This window comes from Thiosulfativibrio zosterae (genome assembly GCF_011398155.1).
In the GTDB taxonomy this organism is placed as follows: domain Bacteria; phylum Pseudomonadota; class Gammaproteobacteria; order Thiomicrospirales; family Thiomicrospiraceae; genus Thiosulfativibrio; species Thiosulfativibrio zosterae.
In genome coordinates this window covers 1,085,692-1,108,405 of record NZ_AP021888.1, presented here as the reverse complement: position 1 = coordinate 1,108,405, position 22,714 = coordinate 1,085,692, and the positions used below count along the sequence as shown (strand labels likewise).

Annotated in this window: 27 protein-coding genes; 7 read left to right on the top strand and 20 right to left on the bottom strand. The window is 42.1% G+C overall.

Annotated features, from left to right (window positions below; translation table 11 throughout):
* Positions 1 to 19 precede the first annotated feature (19 nt).
* The 16 genes from THMIRH_RS04940 to THMIRH_RS04865 form a co-directional block, all read right to left on the bottom strand.
* Positions 20 to 682: a cytochrome c1 gene (locus THMIRH_RS04940; RefSeq protein ID WP_173291049.1), complete on the bottom strand. Its 663-nt coding sequence runs from the start codon at positions 680 to 682 to the stop codon at positions 20 to 22.
* Positions 682 to 1,926, bottom strand: coding sequence for a cytochrome b (locus THMIRH_RS04935; protein WP_173291048.1), 1,245 nt, complete (start codon positions 1,924 to 1,926; stop codon positions 682 to 684). The genes THMIRH_RS04940 and THMIRH_RS04935 overlap by 1 nt, the downstream gene beginning before the upstream one ends.
* Positions 1,926 to 2,537: a ubiquinol-cytochrome c reductase iron-sulfur subunit gene (gene petA / locus THMIRH_RS04930; RefSeq protein ID WP_173291047.1), complete on the bottom strand. Its 612-nt coding sequence runs from the start codon at positions 2,535 to 2,537 to the stop codon at positions 1,926 to 1,928. The genes THMIRH_RS04935 and petA overlap by 1 nt, the downstream gene beginning before the upstream one ends.
* A gap of 205 nt (positions 2,538 to 2,742) precedes the next feature.
* Positions 2,743 to 3,486, bottom strand: coding sequence for a Nif3-like dinuclear metal center hexameric protein (locus tag THMIRH_RS04925; RefSeq protein WP_173291046.1), 744 nt, complete (start codon positions 3,484 to 3,486; stop codon positions 2,743 to 2,745).
* A gap of 60 nt (positions 3,487 to 3,546) precedes the next feature.
* The gene (hisD, locus tag THMIRH_RS04920; RefSeq protein ID WP_173291045.1) at positions 3,547 to 4,851 is read right to left on the bottom strand and encodes a histidinol dehydrogenase; all 1,305 of its coding nucleotides are present in this window, start codon (positions 4,849 to 4,851) and stop codon (positions 3,547 to 3,549) included.
* A gap of 15 nt (positions 4,852 to 4,866) precedes the next feature.
* The gene (gene hisG / locus THMIRH_RS04915; RefSeq protein ID WP_173292392.1) at positions 4,867 to 5,496 is read right to left on the bottom strand and encodes an ATP phosphoribosyltransferase; all 630 of its coding nucleotides are present in this window, start codon (positions 5,494 to 5,496) and stop codon (positions 4,867 to 4,869) included.
* Positions 5,497 to 5,527: 31 nt separating this feature from the next.
* A complete protein-coding gene (murA, locus tag THMIRH_RS04910) occupies positions 5,528 to 6,784 on the bottom strand; it encodes a UDP-N-acetylglucosamine 1-carboxyvinyltransferase (protein ID WP_173291044.1) in 1,257 nt (418 codons plus the stop codon).
* 11 nt (positions 6,785 to 6,795) lie between these two features.
* Complete coding sequence (locus THMIRH_RS04905) at positions 6,796 to 7,014, bottom strand: BolA family protein (RefSeq protein ID WP_173291043.1); 219 nt, start codon at positions 7,012 to 7,014, stop codon at positions 6,796 to 6,798.
* A gap of 21 nt (positions 7,015 to 7,035) precedes the next feature.
* A complete protein-coding gene (locus THMIRH_RS04900) occupies positions 7,036 to 7,797 on the bottom strand; it encodes an ABC transporter permease (protein WP_173291042.1) in 762 nt (253 codons plus the stop codon).
* Entirely contained in the window at positions 7,794 to 8,711 is a 918-nt protein-coding gene (locus THMIRH_RS04895) for an ABC transporter ATP-binding protein (RefSeq protein WP_173291041.1), read from the bottom strand. Before THMIRH_RS04895 ends, THMIRH_RS04900 begins: the two co-directional genes overlap by 4 nt.
* Entirely contained in the window at positions 8,708 to 9,052 is a 345-nt protein-coding gene (locus tag THMIRH_RS04890; protein WP_173291040.1) for an STAS domain-containing protein, read from the bottom strand. Before THMIRH_RS04890 ends, THMIRH_RS04895 begins: the two co-directional genes overlap by 4 nt.
* Positions 9,053 to 9,691, bottom strand: coding sequence for an MlaC/ttg2D family ABC transporter substrate-binding protein (locus THMIRH_RS04885; protein WP_173291039.1), 639 nt, complete (start codon positions 9,689 to 9,691; stop codon positions 9,053 to 9,055). It lies immediately after the preceding gene.
* A gap of 21 nt (positions 9,692 to 9,712) precedes the next feature.
* On the bottom strand, positions 9,713 to 10,186 hold the full coding sequence (gene mlaD / locus THMIRH_RS04880; RefSeq protein ID WP_173291038.1) for an outer membrane lipid asymmetry maintenance protein MlaD: 474 nt from the start codon (positions 10,184 to 10,186) through the stop codon (positions 9,713 to 9,715).
* Positions 10,187 to 10,225: 39 nt separating this feature from the next.
* A complete protein-coding gene (mlaE, locus tag THMIRH_RS04875; RefSeq protein ID WP_173291037.1) occupies positions 10,226 to 11,041 on the bottom strand; it encodes a lipid asymmetry maintenance ABC transporter permease subunit MlaE in 816 nt (271 codons plus the stop codon).
* On the bottom strand, positions 11,038 to 11,838 hold the full coding sequence (locus THMIRH_RS04870) for an ATP-binding cassette domain-containing protein (protein ID WP_173292391.1): 801 nt from the start codon (positions 11,836 to 11,838) through the stop codon (positions 11,038 to 11,040). Before THMIRH_RS04870 ends, mlaE begins: the two co-directional genes overlap by 4 nt.
* A gap of 173 nt (positions 11,839 to 12,011) precedes the next feature.
* Positions 12,012 to 12,638 (bottom strand): hypothetical protein, encoded by a 627-nt coding sequence (locus THMIRH_RS04865; RefSeq protein WP_173291036.1) that lies wholly within the window; start codon positions 12,636 to 12,638, stop codon positions 12,012 to 12,014.
* Between the two features lie 134 nt (positions 12,639 to 12,772).
* Between THMIRH_RS04865 and THMIRH_RS04860 the strand changes: the two genes are divergently transcribed.
* The 7 genes from THMIRH_RS04860 (at position 12,773) to mgtE (ending at position 18,268) form a co-directional block, all read left to right on the top strand.
* The gene (locus THMIRH_RS04860; protein WP_173291035.1) at positions 12,773 to 13,759 is read left to right on the top strand and encodes a calcium/sodium antiporter; all 987 of its coding nucleotides are present in this window, start codon (positions 12,773 to 12,775) and stop codon (positions 13,757 to 13,759) included.
* 20 nt (positions 13,760 to 13,779) lie between these two features.
* Positions 13,780 to 14,322, top strand: a complete 543-nt coding sequence (gene kdsC, locus THMIRH_RS04855) for a 3-deoxy-manno-octulosonate-8-phosphatase KdsC (RefSeq protein WP_173291034.1) — start codon at positions 13,780 to 13,782, stop codon at positions 14,320 to 14,322.
* Between the two features lie 22 nt (positions 14,323 to 14,344).
* Positions 14,345 to 14,911 carry an LPS export ABC transporter periplasmic protein LptC gene (gene lptC, locus THMIRH_RS04850; RefSeq protein WP_173291033.1) on the top strand — a complete coding sequence of 189 codons (567 nt, stop codon included), beginning with the start codon at positions 14,345 to 14,347 and terminating at the stop codon, positions 14,909 to 14,911.
* A gap of 3 nt (positions 14,912 to 14,914) precedes the next feature.
* Positions 14,915 to 15,496, top strand: a complete 582-nt coding sequence (gene lptA / locus THMIRH_RS04845; protein ID WP_173291032.1) for a lipopolysaccharide transport periplasmic protein LptA — start codon at positions 14,915 to 14,917, stop codon at positions 15,494 to 15,496.
* Positions 15,497 to 16,219, top strand: coding sequence for an LPS export ABC transporter ATP-binding protein (gene lptB, locus THMIRH_RS04840; protein ID WP_173291031.1), 723 nt, complete (start codon positions 15,497 to 15,499; stop codon positions 16,217 to 16,219). It begins immediately after the preceding gene.
* A gap of 225 nt (positions 16,220 to 16,444) precedes the next feature.
* A complete protein-coding gene (gene hpf, locus THMIRH_RS04835; RefSeq protein ID WP_173291030.1) occupies positions 16,445 to 16,777 on the top strand; it encodes a ribosome hibernation-promoting factor, HPF/YfiA family in 333 nt (110 codons plus the stop codon).
* A 132-nt stretch (positions 16,778 to 16,909) separates the two neighbouring features.
* Positions 16,910 to 18,268 carry a magnesium transporter gene (gene mgtE / locus THMIRH_RS04830; RefSeq protein WP_173291029.1) on the top strand — a complete coding sequence of 453 codons (1,359 nt, stop codon included), beginning with the start codon at positions 16,910 to 16,912 and terminating at the stop codon, positions 18,266 to 18,268.
* A 52-nt stretch (positions 18,269 to 18,320) separates the two neighbouring features.
* On the opposite strand, the gene THMIRH_RS04825 is transcribed toward mgtE, so the two are convergent.
* From THMIRH_RS04825 to secF, 4 genes are all read right to left on the bottom strand, one after another.
* Positions 18,321 to 19,040: a DUF481 domain-containing protein gene (locus THMIRH_RS04825; RefSeq protein ID WP_173291028.1), complete on the bottom strand. Its 720-nt coding sequence runs from the start codon at positions 19,038 to 19,040 to the stop codon at positions 18,321 to 18,323.
* A 78-nt stretch (positions 19,041 to 19,118) separates the two neighbouring features.
* Complete coding sequence (locus tag THMIRH_RS04820; protein ID WP_173291027.1) at positions 19,119 to 19,937, bottom strand: mechanosensitive ion channel family protein; 819 nt, start codon at positions 19,935 to 19,937, stop codon at positions 19,119 to 19,121.
* Between the two features lie 40 nt (positions 19,938 to 19,977).
* Entirely contained in the window at positions 19,978 to 21,552 is a 1,575-nt protein-coding gene (locus THMIRH_RS04815; RefSeq protein WP_173291026.1) for a peptide chain release factor 3, read from the bottom strand.
* 96 nt (positions 21,553 to 21,648) lie between these two features.
* A complete protein-coding gene (gene secF / locus THMIRH_RS04810; RefSeq protein WP_173291025.1) occupies positions 21,649 to 22,704 on the bottom strand; it encodes a protein translocase subunit SecF in 1,056 nt (351 codons plus the stop codon).
* Positions 22,705 to 22,714: the final 10 nt, after the last annotated feature.

Below are 22,714 nucleotides of genomic sequence, written 5' to 3'. Positions count from 1 at the left end.
GATCACGAAATAAACAACATTAGTGTTTAATGTCGCGCCAATATTCTCTTTTCAACAAGTAGGTTAAGATGAATAACACAAACAAGAACAACATCACCTTAATACCTAGGTCGTAACGCGTCACTTTGATAGGTTCTCCAACATATTCCAAGAAGTTGGTAATATCACGCGTGGTTTGATCAAAGTCTTCAGCAGACTGATGTCTTTTCAAACCTTCAAGGACATTCGGCATGGCTGTTCCAACCAAGATTTTATTATCCCAATTACCCTGCTCATCTTGATGATAAGCACGAATAAAAGTGTAAATATAGTCAGGGCCTTTCAAACGCGCCATTAAAGATAAATCTGGAACTTCAGTTCCAAATACATCCAAAGCAACGCCTTCTTGCATATGGCTATTGACAATATCAACCGGCTTATTCATGCCATAAGTTAGTTTTGCAACCACTTCTTCATTAGACCAGCCCAAATCATTAGCAATACGGTTATAACGCATGTACTTTAGTGAGTGACAGGCTAGACAATAGTTTGCAAATAAAACCGCACCACGCTGCAAAGACTCTGTATCACGGATATCGTTATGCGCTTTATCGAGTGCTAAGCCATGCCCGCCTGCAGCTGAAGCTGCAGAACTTAAGGCGATTAGAGTCAACATACTGAAAACTTGAAACATCTTTTTCATTAGTGAACCCTCTCTGGTACTGGCTTGGTTTTTTCATTAATTGAGGTAAAAGGCAATACCAAAAAGAATGCAAAATATGTCGCTGTAAAGATTCTCGCCAACTTAGTTAATTCTGGGGTTGCAGGCTGAGTACCTAACCAACCCAACACAATAAAGCTAATGACGAGCATGGTTAACAATAATTTGTAAGAAATGCCACGGTAGCGAACCGACTTGACCTTACAACGATCTAACCAAGGCATGGCAAATAACACGGCAATTGCACCGCCCATTGCCAATACTCCCAATAACTTATCTGGCACAGCTCTTAAAATGGCATAGAAAGGTGTGAAGTACCAAACAGGCGCAATGTGCTCAGGCGTTTTTAAGGGGTTTGCTGGTTCAAAATTTGGTGGTTCAAGGAAATAACCGCCCCCTTCTGGGATAAAGAATACAAACGCCGCAAAAATAAACATAAAGAATACCGCGCCCATCGAATCTTTAACAGAATAATAAGGGTGAAAAGGAATACCATCGATAGGTAAACCTTCGTTATTTTTATACTTTTTAATTTCTACACCATCTGGATTGTTAGAACCCACCTGGTGTAAAGCAACTATGTGCATGAAAACTAATATTAATAAAACCAATGGCAAAGCAATAACATGCAAGGCAAAGAAACGGTTTAAGGTTGCATCAGAAATAACAAAATCACCACGCACCCATATTGCCAAATCTGGTCCAACAATAGGTATCGCACCAAACAATGAAATGATTACCTGTGCACCCCAATAAGACATTTGCCCCCAAGGTAGTAAATATCCCATAAAGGCTTCCGCCATCAGGACTAAGAAAATCAACATCCCTAACAACCAAATCAACTCGCGAGGGTTTTTGTATGAACCGTAAAGCAATGCTCTCATCATGTGTAGATAGACCACGATGAAAAAGGCTGAGGCGCCTGTAGAGTGCATATAGCGGATTAACCAACCCCACTCAACATCACGCATAATGTATTCAATAGAATTAAATGCTTCTGCTGCACTCGGCTTATAACTCATGGTTAACCATACGCCTGTAATCAGCTGATTCACTAAAACCAGCAGAGCAAGAGAACCGAAGAAGTACCAAAAATTGAAATTCTTAGGTGCATAGTATTCGCCAACATGCTCATTCCAAGTGCTGACCAAAGGGTAACGCGCGTCTAGCCAACCTAAAAGCGAGTTTTGACTGGTTGGCTTTGAATTTGGATTTGAATTTGCCATTATGCCTTGCCTCCTTCAACCGTATCTTCGCCCACACGCACGATTGATTCGCTTAAAAAACGATAGGGAGGAACTTCTAAATTAGTCGGTGCTGGAACCCCTTGGTAAACGCGGCCAGCTAAATCAAATTTTGAACCATGACATGGACAGAAAAAACCACCCTGCCAATCTTCTGAAACATCTGGAGAGCCAATGGCTGGACGATATAGCGGCGCACAACCTAAATGTGTACAAATCCCTACAACGACAAAAAACTCTGCATTAATTGCTCTGGAATCATTTTGACAATAATTCGGCTGAATAGATTGCTCAGATCCTGGATCTCTTAACTCAGTCACATTGCCAGTGAGCTTTTGAACCATATCTGGTGTTCTACGAACAACCCAAACAGGTTTACCGCGCCAAGAAACCGTCAACATTTGCCCAGGTTGTAAATGACTAATATCGGCATCTACAGGCGCACCCGCTGCTTTTGCTTTCTCACTCGGTTGCCAAGAACTGACAAAAGGCACTGCTAAAAAAGTAGCGCCAGTTGCACCCACAACACCGGTAGCAGCCGTTAAGACTTTTCTACGAGATAAATTTACTTCGTTGTTATTTTCTAGAGACATATTTCGTCCTATCACCCGTTGTTATTAGTGAGAAATTCGGTTTTCTCACTCAGTTATAAGCGGGTATTCTACCCAAGGTTTCACAAAACATAAACGACTATATGCTTATACGCCTATAAACTTTACTAATAATAAAGGACCTATTTAGGGTCTTACCATAAATTTTGATTATACCACGACATAACCATACTTAATATCAAGTCTACTAAACAGGATTATCAACATCCACAAAAATGACTTCTAATCCAAAAATTTCAGCCAAATGTTCTCCAAGCACTTTCACCCCCAGCCTTTCAGTCGCATAGTGACCCGCCGCTAAATAATGAATTCCATTCTCCAAAGCTTGATGGGTCGTTTGCTCGGAAACCTCCCCACTGATAAAAACATCAGCCCCCCACTCTATGGCTTGTTCAATATCATTTTGCGCCCCACCGCTACACCAGGCTATCTTTTGCACCCTGACTGGCCCTCCAGGTAAATGCAATGGCAATCTGCCTAAAGAACTAGCGACCATTTCAATAAAATCTTCAATATTGGTGGCATATTCTAGACGACCCATTCTCACCAAACTGTTTTGTTGGGGTGTTTCATCTGTTATTGACCATAACTTAGCTAACTGAGCATTGTTACCATAAATTAAATGACCATCTAAAGGCAGATGATAAGCGACCAAATTAATATCATTTGCTAACAAAGATTTGATGCGCTTTTGTTTCATTCCAGAAATGACAGGGGATTCATTTCGCCAAAAGTATCCATGATGCACCAAAACCATGTCTGCGTTTAGGGCAATGGCTTTATTAATTAAGGATTGGCAAGCCGTCACACCGGTGACAATTTTGGTAACTTCTTGCTTACCCTCTACCTGTAAGCCATTGGGTGCATAATCCTGATAAGCATTAACCTCTAATAACTCATGGCAATATGCCAATAATTCAGTCACTTTCATCTATTTCCCCTATAAAAAACCCCCAAAAAAGGGGGTCAATCATTTATCAAACTTAAAAGCTTAGTCTTTTTTGATGCGGTATCTGGCAGAAGCCGCATGCGCCTGCAAACCTTCACCATCTGCTAGAACTGCGGCAATTTTACCCAACTCACTGGCACCATCAGCAGAACACATAATTAAGCTTGAACGCTTTTGAAAATCATAAACCCCTAAAGGCGATGAAAATCTAGCGGTTCTTGAAGTTGGCAACACATGGTTAGGACCCGCACAATAGTCACCCAAGGCTTCCGCAGTGTAACGCCCCATAAAAATGGCGCCTGCGTGACGAATTTTGGGTAATAAAGCCTGTGGATCTTCAACCGATAACTCTAAGTGCTCAGGCGCAATGATATTAATCATTTCCATGGCTTGTTCTTCATCATCAACCACGATAATGGCACCACGGTCAGTGATGGCTTTAGTGATAATTTCCTCGCGTGGCAAGGTTTTCACCAAACGACTCATACTTTCATGAACTTGATCTGCAAAGGCTGCATCTTGCGTCACCAAAATAGATTGTGCATCCTCATCGTGTTCCGCTTGAGAAAACAAATCCATCGCAATCCAATCTGGATTGGTTTTTCCATCGCAATAAACCAAAATCTCAGAAGGGCCTGCAATCATATCAATACCGACAGTACCAAAAACCATACGCTTAGCGGTAGCAACAAAGATATTACCTGGCCCAACAATCTTATCAACTTGAGGAACAGTTTCTGTACCATAAGCCAAAGCTGCAACCGCTTGCGCGCCGCCCAAGGTAAAGACTCTATCTACACCACAAATAGCTGCCGCTGCCAAAACCATATCATTCACCACACCATCTGGCGTAGGAACAACCATAATTAACTCTTTGACACCTGCCACCTTAGCGGGAATGGCATTCATGATGACCGATGATGGATAAGCCGCTTTTCCACCGGGAACATACAAACCCACTTTATCTAAAGGGGTAACCTGTTGACCTAAAAGCGTGCCATCAGACTCGGTGTATGACCAAGAATTTTGAATTTGTTTTTGATGATAGTCGCGAACACGCTCGGCAGAAATTTCTAAACCTTCTCGTTGGTCTTGTGGAATGCGCTCTAAAGCCGCGTGTAATTCGCTCGTTGGAATCTCCAAATCAGAGCCACTCTTAAGCTGCAATCTATCAAAGCGTGCGGTATATTCTAATAACGCAGCATCACCTTTCGATTTAACCGCTAAAACCACTTCTTTGACGATATCATTCACAGCATCATTTGATACCGTTTCCCAGGCCAAAAGTTGATCTAACTCTTTTCTAAAGCCTGTCGCATTGGCAGATAATCTTCTAATATTTAACATCTTTTTTCTTCTCTCTTAGACGACTGCAGATTTTATTTTTTCAACAATTTCATTTATTTGTGCATATTTTGTTTTATATGCATGTTCATTTACAATTAAGCGTGAACTGATGTCCGCAATATGCTCCATCGGCACCAAACCATTCGCTTTTAAAGTATTACCTGTATCAACCAAGTCAACAATGTAATCCGCCAAATCAATCAAAGGCGCAATTTCCATCGAGCCATAAAGCTTAACTAAATCTACCTGCTCACCCTTTTGCGCATAATAAGCTTCGGCTGATTTAAGATATTTAGTCGCTATCTTTAAGCGATGCCCTACTGGCTTTGGCTCTGCAGGTCCGGCAACCATCAACTTACACTTGGCAATATTTAAATCCAAAAGCTCATAAAGATTGTCTGTCGGTGCTTCCATCAAAACATCTTTACCAGAAATACCTATATCCGCTGCACCATGAGCAACATAGGTTGGTGCATCGGTCGCTCGCACAATCAATAGTCTAATGTGCGCATGATTGGTTGAAATAATCAATTTGCGTGACTTATCTGGGTCTTCCGACGGAATAATGCCAGCTGCTTCCAATAAAGGAAGCGTGTCTTTGTAAATGCGCCCTTTAGATAAGGCAAATGTTAGTTGTTCATTCATCATTTTATTCTACTTTAGCAAATTTTAGATTTTAGGACGCTCGGTAAATTTGACTGCCTAACTTATGAAACTTTTCTTCTATCAACTCATAACCACGGTCAATATGATAAATACGATTGACCACCGTTTCACCTTCTGCTGCAAGGCCGGCTAAAATTAAACTTGCAGAGGCTCTTAAATCGGTTGCCATCACGGGTGCGCCAATTAATTTATCAACCCCTGTAATGTAAGCCACATTACCATCTAAGGAAATATCAGCCCCCATACGAATCAATTCAGAGACATGCATAAATCGATTCTCAAAAATGGTTTCCTCAACTTTAGAGTCACCTTCTGCCAGAGTATTCATCACCAAAAATTGCGCCTGCATATCTGTCGGAAAGCCTGGATAGGGATCTGTTCTGATATCCACAGGCTTCAATGCTTGATCTCGCATATCTAATGTTATGGTGTTTTCAGTTAATTCTAACTGAGCCCCTGCTTCTACAAACTTATCCAAAACAGCGGTTAAATGTGAAGGATCAACATGGGTTACGGTAATCTTACTGCGGGTTAAGGCTGCCGCTGCTAAATAAGTGCCCGCTTCAATTCGGTCTGGAATCACTCGATAATCACAGCCTTGCAGGCTATCAACGCCTTCAATAGTGAGTGTTGGCGTGCCGATACCCGAAATTTTTGCACCCATCTTATTTAAGAAATGTGCTAAATCTGAAACTTCTGGCTCCATCGCTGAGTTACGCAGAATCGTTGTGCCTTGCGCTAAAACGGCAGCCATCAATAAATTTTCGGTTCCGGTGACTGTGACCGGCTCCATCAAAATATCCGCACCTTTAAGTCTGTCTGCTGTGGCAATAATATAGCCTTTCTCGACCACAATATTTGCGCCCATCTTTTTCATACCGTCGATATGGATATTGACCGGACGAGATCCTATGGCGCAACCACCCGGCAATGACACTCTGGCCTCACCAAATCTTGCCAAAAGCGGCCCAAGGGATAAGATTGACGCGCGCATTGTCTTAACCAACTCATAGGGTGCTTCTTTCGAAGTTAACACGGAAGCATCGATTTCAATATTTAAGCGCTCATCGAACATAACCTGAACCCCCATACTGGCAAGAAGCTGTATGGTCGTGGTGACATCCTTAAGGTGAGGAACATTAGACAGGGTTACGGGCGATTCTGCCAGCAAGCATCCCATTAAAATCGGTAATGCAGCGTTCTTGGATCCCGACACTCTAACTTTGCCTGACAATTTACCAGGACCTTTAATGACTATTTTATCCATATTAACTCAGCTTAAGGCGTACGGGTTTTAATGGACAAGGCGTGCAATGCTCCTGAAGCAAAGTCGTCTTTAAAAATATCATTAACCATACGATGTCTTTGAATGGGGCTCTTGCCTTCAAAGCACGCGCAAACTACCTCTACAGCAAAATTGCAGTCCATGCCATCCATAGTGACTTGCGCTTCGGGTAAGTGAGCAATTATTTTTTGCTGAATGAGTTCTGGGGACATGAATCTACCTTGAAAAAAATTTTAGTTGCGTATTTTAACGCCTTTAACCAATAAAATCACATTTATCGCAGAAATAAGCAGGAAGAATCCAAAGCTGACCGTCAAACTCAAATAAACAGAAACATCGGATTGCTCAAAAAAACCATACCTAAAACCATCCACCATATAGAAAAATGGATTGAAATGCGACAGCGTTTGCCAAACACCTGGCAAGGCGTGAATGGAATAGAAAACCCCGCTTAAAAAGGTCAATGGCATAATAATAAAGTTTTGAAATGCTGCCAATTGGTCATATTTGTCAGACAAAATTCCGGCTGTCATGCCTATTCCACCCATCAAACCCGCGCTTAAAATTGCAAAAACCAAAATCCACATCGGTGACTGCCAACTTAAATCAAACCAAAGAACACCGACAACCAAAACACCTAAACCCACCACTAAGCCACGCACTATTGAGGCCGCAATAAAAGCGATATAAAGTTCAACCGGGGAGATAGGACTGAGCAACACAAAAGACAAATTACCGTGCATTTTTGACTGAATCAAACTCGACGAACTGTTAGAAAAAGCATTCTGCAAAATCGCCATCATCACCAAACCTGGAATTAAAAACTGGCTATAGTTTAATCCCGAAAAAACTTCGATATCCGCACTGATGACCTTGCCAAATATTAACAAATACAACAAGGTTGAAACCACCGGAGCAAAGATGGTCTGCACCGCTACTGAATAAAATCGTCTAACTTCTTTTACAAAAAGTGCCCAAGTGCCTGTCCAGTTCATTTAGTGGCTCCTGTTAGGTTCAAAAAAACCTCCTCTAACGAAGCGTCTCGGGTACTAATATCTTGAATATTTAAACCACTCTGATGCAACCATCCCAGCATCTCGGGTAAGGGCATATCTTTTTCCATTTTGAATAGGCCACCATTTACATCAAACTCAACCAAGCGTTCTGCTAATGGTGGTAACAAAGATTTATAATTGCCAGTGCCTGATACTCGAACAAAACGATATGGGTGCTTTGATAAGAGCGCCGCTGTTGTGTCCATGGCTTTAACTTCACCATGTTGCAAAATAGCGACCTTTTGACACAAAGCTTCTGCTTCTTCCAGATAATGTGTTGTGAGTATAATCGTATGACCTTGCTGATGAAGTTCTTGGGCAAATTCCCATAGCGTTCGGCGCAAATCTACATCAACACCCGCCGTAGGCTCATCTAAAACCAAGACTTGTGGCTTATGAACCAACGCCATCGCAATCAGCAGTCGTCGTTTCATTCCGCCCGAAAGCATATTGGTAATTTGATCGGCTTTATCACTAAGTGCCAAACGCTCCAGCAATTCATCCACCCATGCCAATTGTTTAGCGCCTACCAACCCGAAATAGCCCGACTGTATGCGCAACAATTCTCTAATGGAAAAAAAAGGGTCAGAAATCAGTTCTTGCGGTACAAGTCCCAAGGCGCGTCTTGCTTGACGATAATCCTTAATCACATGGGCGCCCTTAATAAAAATTTGCCCGTCAGATGGTTTGACCAAACCAGACATACAATTGATTAAGGTAGATTTACCGGCACCATTTGGTCCTAATAATCCAAAAAAACTGCCTTCTTCAACATCAAAACTGATGTTGTTTAGTGCTCGCAGATGATGATAGTTTTTAGAAACCCCCTCAAACTGAACCGCTGGTACACTCACAAAACTGCTCCGTGAGATAATTGTGCTGCCGCAGGCAATTCAAAAACTTCTTCTAAATCATATAAATGCAATAAGGTTAGCAATTTTGGCGGAACATTTTTTAAGCTTAAATGCGCCGCTTGCTTTGCCTGTATCGATAGCATTAAGGCCAAGCCCGTAGAGTCACTTTCTGTCACCGCCGACCAATCCACACTCAATACTTCTACCGGTGTCTTTTTAATATGAATTTGCCACTGTTTGACAAACTGACTCACCGTATCGGCATTCACAGGACCTTCAAAGTTAAGACATTGATCACTGACTGAAAACTTTAAAACTGCTTTTTTGGATTTAAAAAACACTTACGCTGCCTCTAAGAAAGCTTTATTTTTGGCTTGCATATCATTGATCACTTGGTCAATGCCCCCCTTATCTAACTCAGAACCATAAGACTTGCGATAATTCAGCAACATGCTAATGCCTTCAATCGACACATCATATAAAAACCACTTATTTTCAGCCGCGTTTAGGTAGGCACGATAAACAATTCCCGTCACATTCCCATCAGCCTGCGTCACTTCTGAAGGAACTTGAACACGCCCTTCTTTTTCTTCAATCATCGGCTTTACGACAACGCTGGTGACTTTGAGCTTTAAAATGCTACTGGCATAAGAACGCATCAGCGTTTGTGTAAAGGCTTCTGTAAACGCTTGTTGCTGTTTTTCACTGGCTATTTTCCAGTAACGCCCCATGACATATCTGGCCATTTTGGGGGTATCCACATAAGGCAACACAAACTGTTCGGCAAAGACCTTAATTTTTTGCGGCTGCCCTTCTAATTCAGCGCGTTGCAACTCCAACTCTTTCAGTAATTGTTCTGAAACTTCTTTGACCATGGTTTCAGGATTCGATTGATTAATGGCATAAGCCTGCGAAATCAATCCCATCAGCATTGCCAAAACCATGAGAGAACGCGCCAATTGAACTTTTAAAAATGTCATGTTTTGCTCCAACAATTAAAACTAAGGCTTCGAAGTGTCGCCTGAAAACTTGGTTAAAAATTGACCAATCAACTCTTCTAAAACCAACGCTGGCTGCGTGAGTTCTAGTCGATCGCCGTTTTTCAATAACTCATCAGACCCACCGGGTTCTAATCCTACATATTGATCGCCCAACAACCCAGAGGTCAAAATAACACCCGAAGTGTCACTCGATAACTGATTAAAATCTTGATAAATGTCCATTTTGACCAAGGCCTGATAAGTTTTAGCATCGACTTCAATCGACTTAATTCGCCCAACCACCACACCGCTAATCTTCACGGGGGCTCTGACCTTTAGACCGCCAATGTTACTAAAAAGCCCGCTGATTTCGTAGGTTGCACGTTCTTGTAAACCTTGATAATTACTGACTTTAAAGGCAATAACCGATAATGCAATCAGTGACATCAACACAAATGCCCCAACCCAAACCTCAACTATCTTTTGACGACTCATACACAAATTCCTGATTCAATAATTCAAAATTAAATAAAACTAGTTAAACATTAGGGCGGTTAGGATAAAGTCTAATCCCAAAACACCCAACGAGGCATGAACCACGGTTCTGGTTGTTGCACCACTCACCCCTTCCGAAGTGGGCATAGCATCATAGCCTTGATATAACGCAATAATTGCCACTAAAAATGCAAAGGCAATCGACTTAATAATGCCATTGACCGCATCTTCTTGCCAATCAACATGACTGGTCATTTGCGACCAAAAAGCGCCTTCATCAACCCCTAACCAGCCAACACCGACTAAATATCCACCTAAAATCCCCATTGCGATGAACAGTAACGACAACAAAGGTAAGGCAATGACTGTGGCTAAAAATCTTGGCGCAAATACAAATTTATTGGGGTCGACTGCCATCATTTCTAAGGCTGATAATTGCTCGGTCGATTTCATTAAACCAATTTCGGCAGTCATGGCTGAACCTGCGCGACCCGCAAATAATAATGCCGCAACCACGGGCCCTAACTCGCGTAACAAGGAAAGCGCCGTCATAGCACCTACCGCTTCGGCAGAGTTATAATCAACCAAAACATTGTAACCTTGCAGGGTGAGTACCATGCCCACGAATAGGCCTGCCGTTAAGATAATCGGCAAAGATAAAACACCGGCAAAATAGACTTGTTTAATCAGTAGCTCAAAACGCCAAAGTGCACTGGGCATGGCTGGCAGCAAAGACAAAATAAAAATAGCTGCGCGCCCTAAACTTGATAAAAAACCAATAAAACCTGAACCTAAATAAGCCAGACCATTCACCCAGCCCGAACTGACTTGATTTGTTTTTGGGGTTGAACTCATGGTGTTAAGTCCTCTAGATACGATTTAACCGGAAAATGATAAGGCACTGGACCGTCAGGTTTTCCTTGTAAAAACTGTTCGACATAAGCAGCGGCTTCATTAGAAGATTCAATTAAAGACTCTGGCGTGCCTTCGGCAACAATGCGTCCTTCAGACAATACACAGGCGTAGTCAGCAATGGATAAAACCTCATCCACATCATGCGAAACCACCACGCTGGTTAAATCTAAACTGTCGTTAAGTTTACGAATCAGCTGAACCAACACACCCATGGTAATCGGGTCTTGCCCAACAAAAGGCTCATCGTAAAAAATCATTTCAGGATCTAGGGCAATACCACGAGCCAAGGCCACTCGGCGCGACATTCCACCGGACAACTCCGAAGGCATCAAATGTTGCGCACCTCTTAAGCCAACCGACTGCAGTTTCATCAGCACCAACGGTTTAATAATTTCTTCGGGGAGATTTGAATGTTCTCTAATTGGAAAAGCCACATTATCAAAAACATTTAAATCGGTGAGTAACGCGCCACTTTGAAAGAGCATACCCATCTTACTGCGCAACTCGTAAAGTTTGGTGCGGCGCAACTTATGAACATTTTGTCCTTTCACCCAAATCTCACCCGAGTCAGGTTTAAGTTGTCCAGCGATTAACTTTAACAAGGTGGTCTTGCCTGTGCCACTCGGGCCCATGATTGCCGTCACTTTTCCTTGTGGAATCACCAAATTGACGCCATCAAAAATCTTACGATTGCCACGACTGAAGACCAAATTTTTAATTTCAATTAACGGCACCATGCCAGATTCGTTGGAACCTTGTTCAGAATGATGCATTGTATGCGTTGTAGTTTCCTGCATATTTTTCTCAAAAATTAGACTTAAAAATAACCAGGCCTGGTTATTTTTAGAGCCATTTTAGCGGTTTAAAAACAGAATTAAAGATTTTAATTATAGCGTTCATCAGAATACCCCTAATAACCCAATAACTCGGCAATTGTTTTAATCGCACGCAAATCCTGAATTTCAAGGGGAGTATTCAAGTCGCCTAAGATAAATGGCGCACCCACTTGATCTTTTGGCAAACTCTCAACAAACGACTTAATCATTTTGGCTTGTTCTTTGCCATCGCTGGGTATTTTAAAAACCAGCCCTAAAGGAATGCCAGATAAACGCCAGCCGTCAAAAGTCCAAGACCATTCGAATTCTTCAGTTTTATGGTTATCATCAAGTTTCTGCAACAGCGTTTGAGAAAAATCCTCACATCCTGACGGAAGTCTGAATGCTTCTTGCCAAAACACCACACCCTTTTCATACTGATAAAATTTTTGATGACATCTTAACAACTGCTTTTGTTGAGAGGCATCTAATGCGGTTTGAACCGCAAAATACAAAGCAAAAGTTTGCCCTTCTATCGACTCAAGAACACTCTCAAATTCTTCGTCAGACCAAGCTAACCATTCGGTTTGCGGTATTAATACACAATGAAACTCATTGCTGTAAAAATCCAAACACCATTCAGAGGGTAAGTCTTCAGGATAGAAAATTTCTTGCCATTCCGCTCTATCCCAACCAAAACTGCCAACGGTTAAATTTTCCAAAACACTTCACCTTTTTAATGATTTTTAGCCCAAAATATTCACTTAAATACACCCCTAGTCATAAATAATATTTATTTTAAAGGCCTTGCCATTTATAATAGTAATCTTTGAAACAAAAAAACAAAGATTATTAAATGATAGAAACGCTTATATTACCAACGCTGGGTTTAATTATTGGATTAGTTCTATTGGTTTGGAGCTCAGACATCTTTATCGATGGCGCAGCAAGCACTTCTTTACACTTAAAAATCTCACCTCTCATCATCGGCGTTGTCGTATTAGGCTTTGGTACTTCACTTCCCGAAGTCATTGTTTCTGTTCTAGCCTCAGTAGAAGGCAACCCTGGATTAGCTATAGGAAATGTTATCGGATCCAATATTGCGAATATCGGTTTGGTATTGGGCATCACAGCCATTATTGCGCCCATTGCCATTAAATCATCTCTACTCAAGCGTGAGTTTCCAGTTTTACTAGGCGTTTCTTTAATTGGTTTAATTTTATTATTAGACAAAGACTTAGATGTAACTGACGGGTTTATTTTGCTGGCCATGTTTTTTGCAGTCATGATTTGGATGATCAAAATCAACAAAAACATTGACCCTAAAGACCCATTAGCCGAAGAAACGCTTCATGAAATTGAAGACCTACCCAAAATGTCCCTTAACAAGGCATTGGTTCTGTTGGGTATCGGTTTAGCCATTTTGATTGGTAGTGCAAAATTAATGGTTTGGGGCGCAGTTGAAATTGCTCATTTCTTTGAAGTACCTGACATGATTATCGGTTTAACCATCGTAGCCGTTGGCACCAGCCTACCAGAACTGGCAGCCGCTATCAGCGCTGCCCGCAAAAATGAGGCTGATTTGATGATTGGGAACATTTTAGGTTCTAACCTATTTAACCTTTTAGCGGTAATGGCAATGCCCGCATTGATTGCGCCTTCAATCATTGAGGCCAACACGCTGTTGATTGATTATCCTATTATGCTCACCTTAACGCTTTTAATGTTATTGGTTGCCTTGCCCCGTAAAGGGAATGCCATGATTACCAAGCTTGAAGGGTTTTTACTCTTAGGTAGCTTTATTGCTTATCTCGTGTTAATTTATTTCCGAATGATTGCTTAAACAAACTTTGAGGTAACACCATGACCACTGTCTCCAACGCACTGACTTTAAAAGCCAAAAAAATCAAATTATTACTGTTAGATGTTGATGGTGTCATGACGGACAATCGTTTAATTTACGGTGACGATGGTCAAGAATATAAAGCTTTTTACACCCGTGACGGTCATGGTATGGTCATGCTACAAAAATCAGGAATAGACATAGGCATCATTACTGGGCGCAAATCTCAACTGGTTGAAAACCGTATGCGCGACTTGAAAGTAAAACATTTATACCAAGGCGTACCTGACAAACTACCGACCTTTTTAGAGCTGGTTGAAAAACTGTCGCTTAGAATGTCTGAAGTTGCTTATGTGGGTGATGACATTTTAGATTTACCCATTCTTAAACGCGTTGGTTTATCAGTAACGCCTGCCGATGGCGACCAAGAAGTTAAATCTCGCGTGGATTACATTTCGCAATTCAAAGGCGGTCAAGGCTGTGTAAGAGAAGTGTGCGAAATCATTATGAAATCGCAAGATGCTTGGCAAACGCATATGGACTTCTATTTAAGAGATGCTTAGTCTGCAATTATAGGAAGACACCATGTCCAAAAAACTGAGCTGGTTATTGTTTATCCTATTATCGCTGCTAATGTTTGTTTTGGCGACACAACAAATGTCTTACACAACCCAAGCGCCAGCAGTCACGCCTAAACCCCTAGAGACTTATAGCTGGCAAATTTTTGACTCCACGACTTGGGCATTAGATGCTCAAAAACCCAATCAGCAAAATATCATCAACGCCAAAGCTATTTACTATCAAGAGACCCAAAAAGTCGCTAAATTTACCGAACCTCGAATCATTCAAGTGTCAACAGACAAAACAACAACCATTCAAAGTCAATTTGCAACCTCAACCAATGAAACGCAAATTCTGTTTGAGGGTAATGTGTTGATGCAATCCCAAAGTCTCAACCAAACAAATAAAACCTTAAAAACTCAGCAGATTACCTATAATAGCGACACTCAACAATTAGAAAGCCCGCTTGAAGTGGTATTAACTGATCCAAAAACTCGCATTTCAGGCAAGGGTTTTCAAGGCAACTTAGAAGAGGGGCATTACCAATTTGCCTCTAAAGTGACGACAATTTTTAGCCCAACAAAAGACTAAACCATGAAATACACCCTTGCTTTAACATCTAAAACACGCATTTTACAGGCAATGATATTATCCATGCTGTTTTCCGCCAGCGGTCTAGTTTGGGCAGAATCTTCCTCTGAAACCACTAAACCGGATGAAGAACAACCGGTTGAAGTGATTGCAAACCGTTTAGATGCGGCAGAAAAATTGGGTAAAAGTATCTATATTGGGGATGTTGTCATAACCCAAGGCACGACCAAAATTACTGGCGACCAAGTCAGTATCGAACACCCGCTGTCAGTTTTAGAAAGTGCCGTTGCCACTGGCAAACCCGCAACCTTTAAACGCTATTCACTCGAACAACAAAAATGGCTAACGGGGCACGCAGAACAAATCACCTATAACGCCAAACTCAAAACCCTTTTGTTTCAGGGGGATGCCTTAGTTGAACAAGAAGGTGAAAACTCGATACAAGGTCCAGAGATTTTTTATGACCTCACTCAAAAAACACTCCGTGCTAAAGGTTCAGGAGAAGCGGATCAGCGTATTAAGGTGATTTTTACACCTCAAACGCCCGCAGAAACCCCATCAACACCAACACCAGAGCAACCTTAAATGGCACACTTTTACGCCCAAGGCCTTGCCAAAAGTTATAAAAAAAGAACCGTTGTCACCTCTGTTGACTTAGATGTCTTCAGCGGACAAGTGGTTGGCTTGCTCGGGCCTAATGGTGCCGGTAAAACCACCACTTTTTATATGATGACAGGACTGGTTGCCGCTGATGCAGGTCATATCTATTTAGACGACCAAGAAATCACCCAGTTGGCCATTCATGAAAGAGCGCAAATGGGTATTGGTTATCTCCCACAAGAAGCCTCTGTTTTTAGAAAACTGACGGTTACCCAAAATATCATGGCCATTTTAGAAATGCGTCCAGAACTCAATGCCGAACAACGCCTCAGCATCTATAACCATCTTATTGACGACCTACAAATTGGGCATATTACTGAACAGCTTGGACAAGCCTTATCCGGTGGTGAAAGACGCCGTGTTGAAATTGCACGCGCCTTAGCCATGGAGCCACAGTTTATCTTATTGGACGAACCCTTTGCGGGCGTAGACCCTATTTCTGTTAAAGATATTCAAAATATCATCCTTCATTTGAAAGCCAAAAATATTGGGGTTCTCATTACTGACCATAATGTGCGTGAAACATTGGGCGTTTGTGACCAAGCCTATATTTTGAATGCCGGTACCATTTTAGCCTCAGGCACACCCGCCGAGGTCTTACAAAATCAAGAAGTTAAACGCGTTTATTTAGGTGAAAACTTTGCCTAACATTGGCAACAATCACTGACTATTTCAACCAAAATTTCTTGTCATCTTTTCAGCATTTTTCATCCAGCTTATGCTCATATTTGTTGCTTCAAATTTTGTTGCCAGGCAGTTGTAAGCCCATCAAACTGTGCTATACTGAAATCGAAAGTTAAGAAGTGAGTTACAAGAGCATAAAGTTAAAGCACTTCTCCTCCATCGCAAATATAAATATAAAGGAGCGATATTATGCAAATCAACATTACTGGTCACCACATTGATATTACCGATGCGCTAAGAGATTATGTTAACGAAAAAATGGACAAATTAACGCGTCACTTTGACCATGTCACCAATATTCATGTCATCTTGACAGTTGAAAAACAAGATCAAAAAGCTGAAGCAACTGTTCATGTTTCTGGTGGAGATTTATTTGCACAGCATAGCAGTGAAGATATGTATGCATCCATTGATGGTTTATTAGACAAATTGGATCGTCAAATCATCAAACACAAAGAAAAAATTTCTAGCCACAACCAAAAATCAGGTGGCGCGCGTAGCTTACACACTGTAGATGCTTAATCTTTCATAAAAGATTCACAACGCTAGCAAAAAGCCCATTAATTTGGGCTTTTTTGTTTTTAAAACACAGATAAAAAGCACTTTAACAGCCAGTCTTGATAGAATTAAACAAAACTTTTTTTGAGACTTGTTATGGTCACCAGACACCATCCAAATGATACCGGCCTACTGACTGAACAATTGTTAGACGCCATTAACAATAATAATCTGCTTGCAGTGGCAAGCTTATTGTCACGCCTTGTGCCAGAAGAAATCTCTGAAATTCTTGAGGCAACTCCCCCTGCCCAAAGAAATGCGCTATGGCAGCAGATAGACCCTAAATTTCAGGGCGAAATACTGGCACACACTAATGATCAAGTGCGCAGCAGTTTGCTTGACCAACTGGAACAACATGAAATTTTAGAGGTCGTTGGGCACTTACAGACTGATGACATTGTGGATATTGCGCAATCTCTCCCAGAAACCGAACAAAAAACACTGCTCAATGCCTTATCGGATGAAGATAGATTTGCCGTTGAAATCGCCTTAACTTATCCAGAAAACACCGCCGGCGGCATGATGTCCACCGATTTTATTGCCGTGCGTGAGGAAGTTACTCTTGAGGTGGTAATGCGTTTGTTACGCAAAATAGGGGAACTGCCTGATTCTTTGGTGGATTTAATTGTACGCGACAGAGATGGGCGCTATGTGGGTACGCTCAAACTCAATGACCTACTGACCCATGATGAAGACACCCTTGTTTCAGCCTTAGTAGATCGTCACAAAGCCGCCATTCACGGCATGACGCCCGCTAAAGAGGTAGCGCATATTTTTGAAAAATATGACCTGATTGCCGCCACCGTTGTGGACGATAAAAACTTCGTGTTAGGTCGTATCACGATTGATGATGTCGTTGATATTATTCGTGACCAAGCAGAACACAATCAAATGGCCAGTGCCGGTTTAGATGAGGAAGAAGACTTATTCTCGCCACCTTCTCGCGCCGCCAAACGCCGTACTTTTTGGTTAGGCATTAATTTACTGACCGCCATATTCGCCTCTTTTGTTATCGGCTTGTTTGATGCTTCCATTGAAAAAATTGTTGCTCTAGCGGTGTTAATGCCAATCATCGCCAGCATGGGCGGCATTGCCGGAACCCAAACGGCTACCATCGTCATTCGTGCCATTTCAACGCAAAAACTCAGTCAGGCCAACTCTAAACTGTTAATCCTTAAAGAAGCCACGGTTGGTTTACTGAACGGTTTGGTTTGGGCAATTATGTCCTTTGCGGGTGTATTCTTAGTTTTTCAAGATTGGACGCTGGGCTTAATTTTTGCCGGTGCTATGCTTATTAACCTCATCGCTGCGGCGCTTGCTGGGGCTTTAATCCCCATAGGACTGCATCGCATGAAAATTGACCCTGCACTCGCCGCCGGACTCATGTTAACCACCGTCACGGACTCGCTAGGATTCTTTGTATTTTTAGGCCTCGCCACCATCATTATTCTATAAAAAAACCGACTTTTAGTCGGCTTTCATCAGGATTCAAAACTAACGGAATGCGTTAGAAATCATACATGACCGATAATAGAGTTTCTGTATCTTCATTCTTTTTACCCGCTGCTGGGTCGCTGTTATGACGATATTTATAAGAGGCTTTCATACTTAGGCTATCTGCTAATTTAACTTTAACGCCAGTATTCGATTCAAACTTAGCCTGTTCGCTACCATAGTATTCAGTGACATCTTGCAAGAAACGCACATTGGCATTAATTGCATACTCAAAGTTAGCATAAAGTTTGCTCACGCCTTGGTCAAAGTCTTTAGCAGTCATGTAATTAACATTTTGATAACCCAAACCGGCTTCAACCGTTAACACAATATTTTTTTGATTAAAGTAGTTATAACCCACACCGCCAAAATAATAGCTGCTTAAATCTATATCGGCAAAACGGTCATTTTCCCAGCGAGCTTGACCAAAACCATACATTTTTTGGTTATCACTAAAGAAGACATCTGCCTGAAAATCACCCACATAACGCTCAGCGGTTTGCACGCCACTTTCTTTTTTGTTATTGGCTTCAATCAAACCTTTAACTTTGTAGTCTGCCTGCAAATAATCTAACTTTATCCCAGCAAATAAAGACTCAGAAACCGTATTACCCGTGGTATTTGAATAACCCGCTTCACCTGCGCCACTTAAACCTGTTTTAACTTCATCTGCCATCGCAGCTGAGCTAGACATGATAATGGCAGTAGCCATCACTATTTTCTTGAACTTCATCTTAATTTTCCTTTTGATTTAAAATTTGTAAAAAAAAACGCTGGGGGAGATTTAATCCCCCAGCGTTTTCAGTCGGTTTTAAGCTTCTTTTTTGTACAAATGAACATCCATCTGCGGATAAGGAATGCTGACATTTGCCTCAGCAAATGCTTCTAACACCTTCTCGTTCATACTCCAGTAAACCGCCCAATAATCCCCTGAATTCACCCAAGGACGCACCACAAAATTAATACTCGAATCCGCGAGTTCAGAAACAGCAACCACCGGTGCTGGGTCTTTTAAAATGCGCTCATCTTCAGTGACCAGCTTTTCTAAAATACTTTTCGCCAACTTCACATCGGCGTCATAACCGATGCCAAATACCATATCGACACGACGCGTATCTCTGGCCGAAAAATTGGTAATTGAGCTGCTATAAATCGAACCATTTGGCACTATGATTTCTTTGTTGTCACCGGAACGCAAAGTTGAACTGAAAATCCCGACTTGTTCAACCACACCCACAACGCCACCAGCATCAATAAAATCACCCACCTTAAAGGGTTTGAATACAATCAACATCACACCTGCTGCAAAGTTCTGTAATGAGTTTTGCAGGGCTAAACCCACTGCCAAACCTGCAGCCCCAATTAATGCTATCAACGAAGTCGTATCAACACCTAATTGACTCAGTGCTGCAATGACTACGAATAGCAACAGAATGGCATTGGCTATCGATAAAATAAAGTTGGATAACATAGAATCCATCTTTGATTTATCAAGCACCTTGCGCACAACCCCAATCACCATACCGATGACCCATTTACCAAGCACGAAAATGAGCAATGCAAAGATGAGCTTAATACCCCAAGGCATGGCGTAATCCACCCACAACATATTTAAATCAAAATTTTCCATAACAACCCTCTCCTAAACTATTGCAAACTTGCAAATATTTCTAATGTTCTCTCGTTGCCACAAACTTCAAGTTTGGCCAACGCTCCTCGATCAAACTCAAATTAACTCGGGTTGGCGCAATATAAACCAATTGATCCGCTGCATCATAAGCAACATTATCACGCACCTTGGCAAGAAACTTTTCAATCTCGAGTTTATCCCCGACCACCCAACGCGCTGTGGACACATTCACCGGCTCAAAAAAGCAAGCGACATTGTATTCGTCTTGTAAACGCTGAGCAACGACCTCAAACTGCAAGATACCAACCGCGCCCAAAATTAAATCATTATTGGCAATCGGTCTAAAGAGCTGAGTTGCACCTTCTTCGGACAACTGCGTTAGCCCTTTTTGTAATGACTTCATTTTCATCGGGTCTTTTAATTGCGCGCGTCTGAATAATTCTGGCGCAAAGTTTGGAATGCCGGTGAATTTTAAATCTTCACCTTGAGTGAAGGTATCGCCAATTTTAATGGTGCCGTGGTTATGTAAACCAATAATATCGCCCGGATAAGCTTCTTCAGCTTGGTCACGACGATTGGCTAAAAAGGTAATCGCTTTGGCAATCTTGACATCCTTGCCAATACGCACATGTTTTAAACTCATGCCCTTTTCATATTGTCCAGACACCACGCGCATAAAGGCCACACGGTCACGGTGTTTTGGGTCCATATTCGCCTGAATTTTAAAGATAAAACCGGTGAGTTTCTCTTCATCGGCTTTGACCAAACGCGTTTCAGTATTACGCCCAACGGGTGAAGGCGCATATTGTGCAAAGCCATCCAATAACTCTTGCAAACCAAAGTTATTCACCGCCGAGCCAAAATACACCGGCGTTAACTCGCCATTTAAAAAAGCATCTAACTCAAACTCATGGCTCGCACCCTGCACCAGCTCAATTTCATCGCGCAGCTCTTGCGCTTGGCTACCCAATAACTGGTCTAAACGAGGATTATCTAACCCTTGAATCAACTCACCTTGGCTGGCTACCAAACCTTGCGCCGATTCAAACAAGCGCACCGTATCGTTATAGAGGTGATAAATGCCCTTAAAGCGTTTGCCCATGCCAATCGGCCAGATAATAGGCGCACATTTGATTTTTAAAATGTCCTCGACTTCATCCAATAACTCTATGGGCTCTTTCCCTTCACGGTCAAGTTTATTAATAAAAGTTAAGATAGGCGTATCACGCAAACGACAAACTTCCATGAGCTTAATGGTTCTGTCTTCAACCCCTTTCGCCACATCGATCACCATGAGCGCAGAATCCACGGCGGTTAGAGTACGATAAGTATCTTCCGAAAAGTCTTCGTGACCGGGCGTATCAAGCAGGTTAATCATGACATCTTTATAGGGAAACTGCATCACCGAGGAAGCGACCGAAATCCCACGCTCTTGCTCGATTTTCATCCAGTCAGAAGTGGCCGCACGATCGGTTTTACGACTCTTAACCGCACCGGCCATTTGAATAGCTCCTCCGTAGAGCAAGAGTTTTTCAGTAACGGTGGTTTTACCCGCATCCGGATGCGAAATAATCGCAAAGGTGCGGCGTTTGTTTTTTTCTAAAATTAACGACATGATTGAATACTTTTGAGTTAAAAAACCTGTTTTAAAAACCAAAAAATGACCAGGCCTGGTCATTTTTCAGAACTTTTAGCCTATTTTTAGGCGACTTTATTTGGCTTGTTTGGCCGCTTTAGCGGCTTCGCGTGCGGCTTCTCTGGCTTCACGGCGCGCTTCTTCTTCTAAGAAGGCACGGGTCAATTCGGCTTCGCGCTCCTCTTTGCCGGCGCTGTCTTTGGGTGGTTTCATCAAATCTTCTTTAGAAACCCCCATCGCCAAAGCTATGGCACTGGCAACATAGGTTGAAGAATAAGTGCCCACAAAAATCCCTACAATTAAAGCCATTGCAAAGTTATGAATAATTTCGCCGCCCAAGAAAAACAACGCAATCAAAACAATCAAAGTGGTTAGAGAGGTCATAATGGTACGCGACAACATTTGGTTAATGGCAAGGTTAGTCACCTCCACTGGCGAGCCTTCACGCACGGTTCTAAAGTTTTCACGCACTCGGTCAAAGACCACGATGGTATCGTTCAACGAATAACCGATAACCGCTAAAATCGCGGCTAATACGGTTAAATCAAATTGTGCCTGAGTCCACGCAAACACACCCAAGGTAATGACCACATCGTGAATTAACGCCACCACCGAACCGACCGAAAAGCGAAATTCAAAACGCAATGCGACATAAATCAAAATCCCTAACAAGGCATAAATAACCGCTAACGCGCCATCTTCGGTCAGTTCATCACCCACTTGAGGTCCAACAAACTCCACACGACGCATTTCAAAACCACTGTCTTGCGCTTTTAAAACATCCATCAGATGGTTACTAACGGTTGCGGCATTCACGCCTTCACGCGGTGCAATGCGGATTAACACATCTTCAACCGAGCCAAAGTTTTGCACCACTGCATCATCAAATCCATTGCCACGCAAGGTGTTACGAATGGTTTCAATATTGGCAGGTTTATCGTAGGCCAGCTCAATTATGGTTCCGCCGGTAAAGTCGATACCAAAATTTAGCCCTTTATAAACCAAACCAACAATCGAGGCAATGACCATCACGGCCGATAAAATCACCGCCAAACCGCGGTGCTTCATAAAGTTGATTTGCTTAACCGGCTGTTCAGCAGCCGTGTTTGTATTTGTAACTTGTGCTTCCATGTTCACTCTT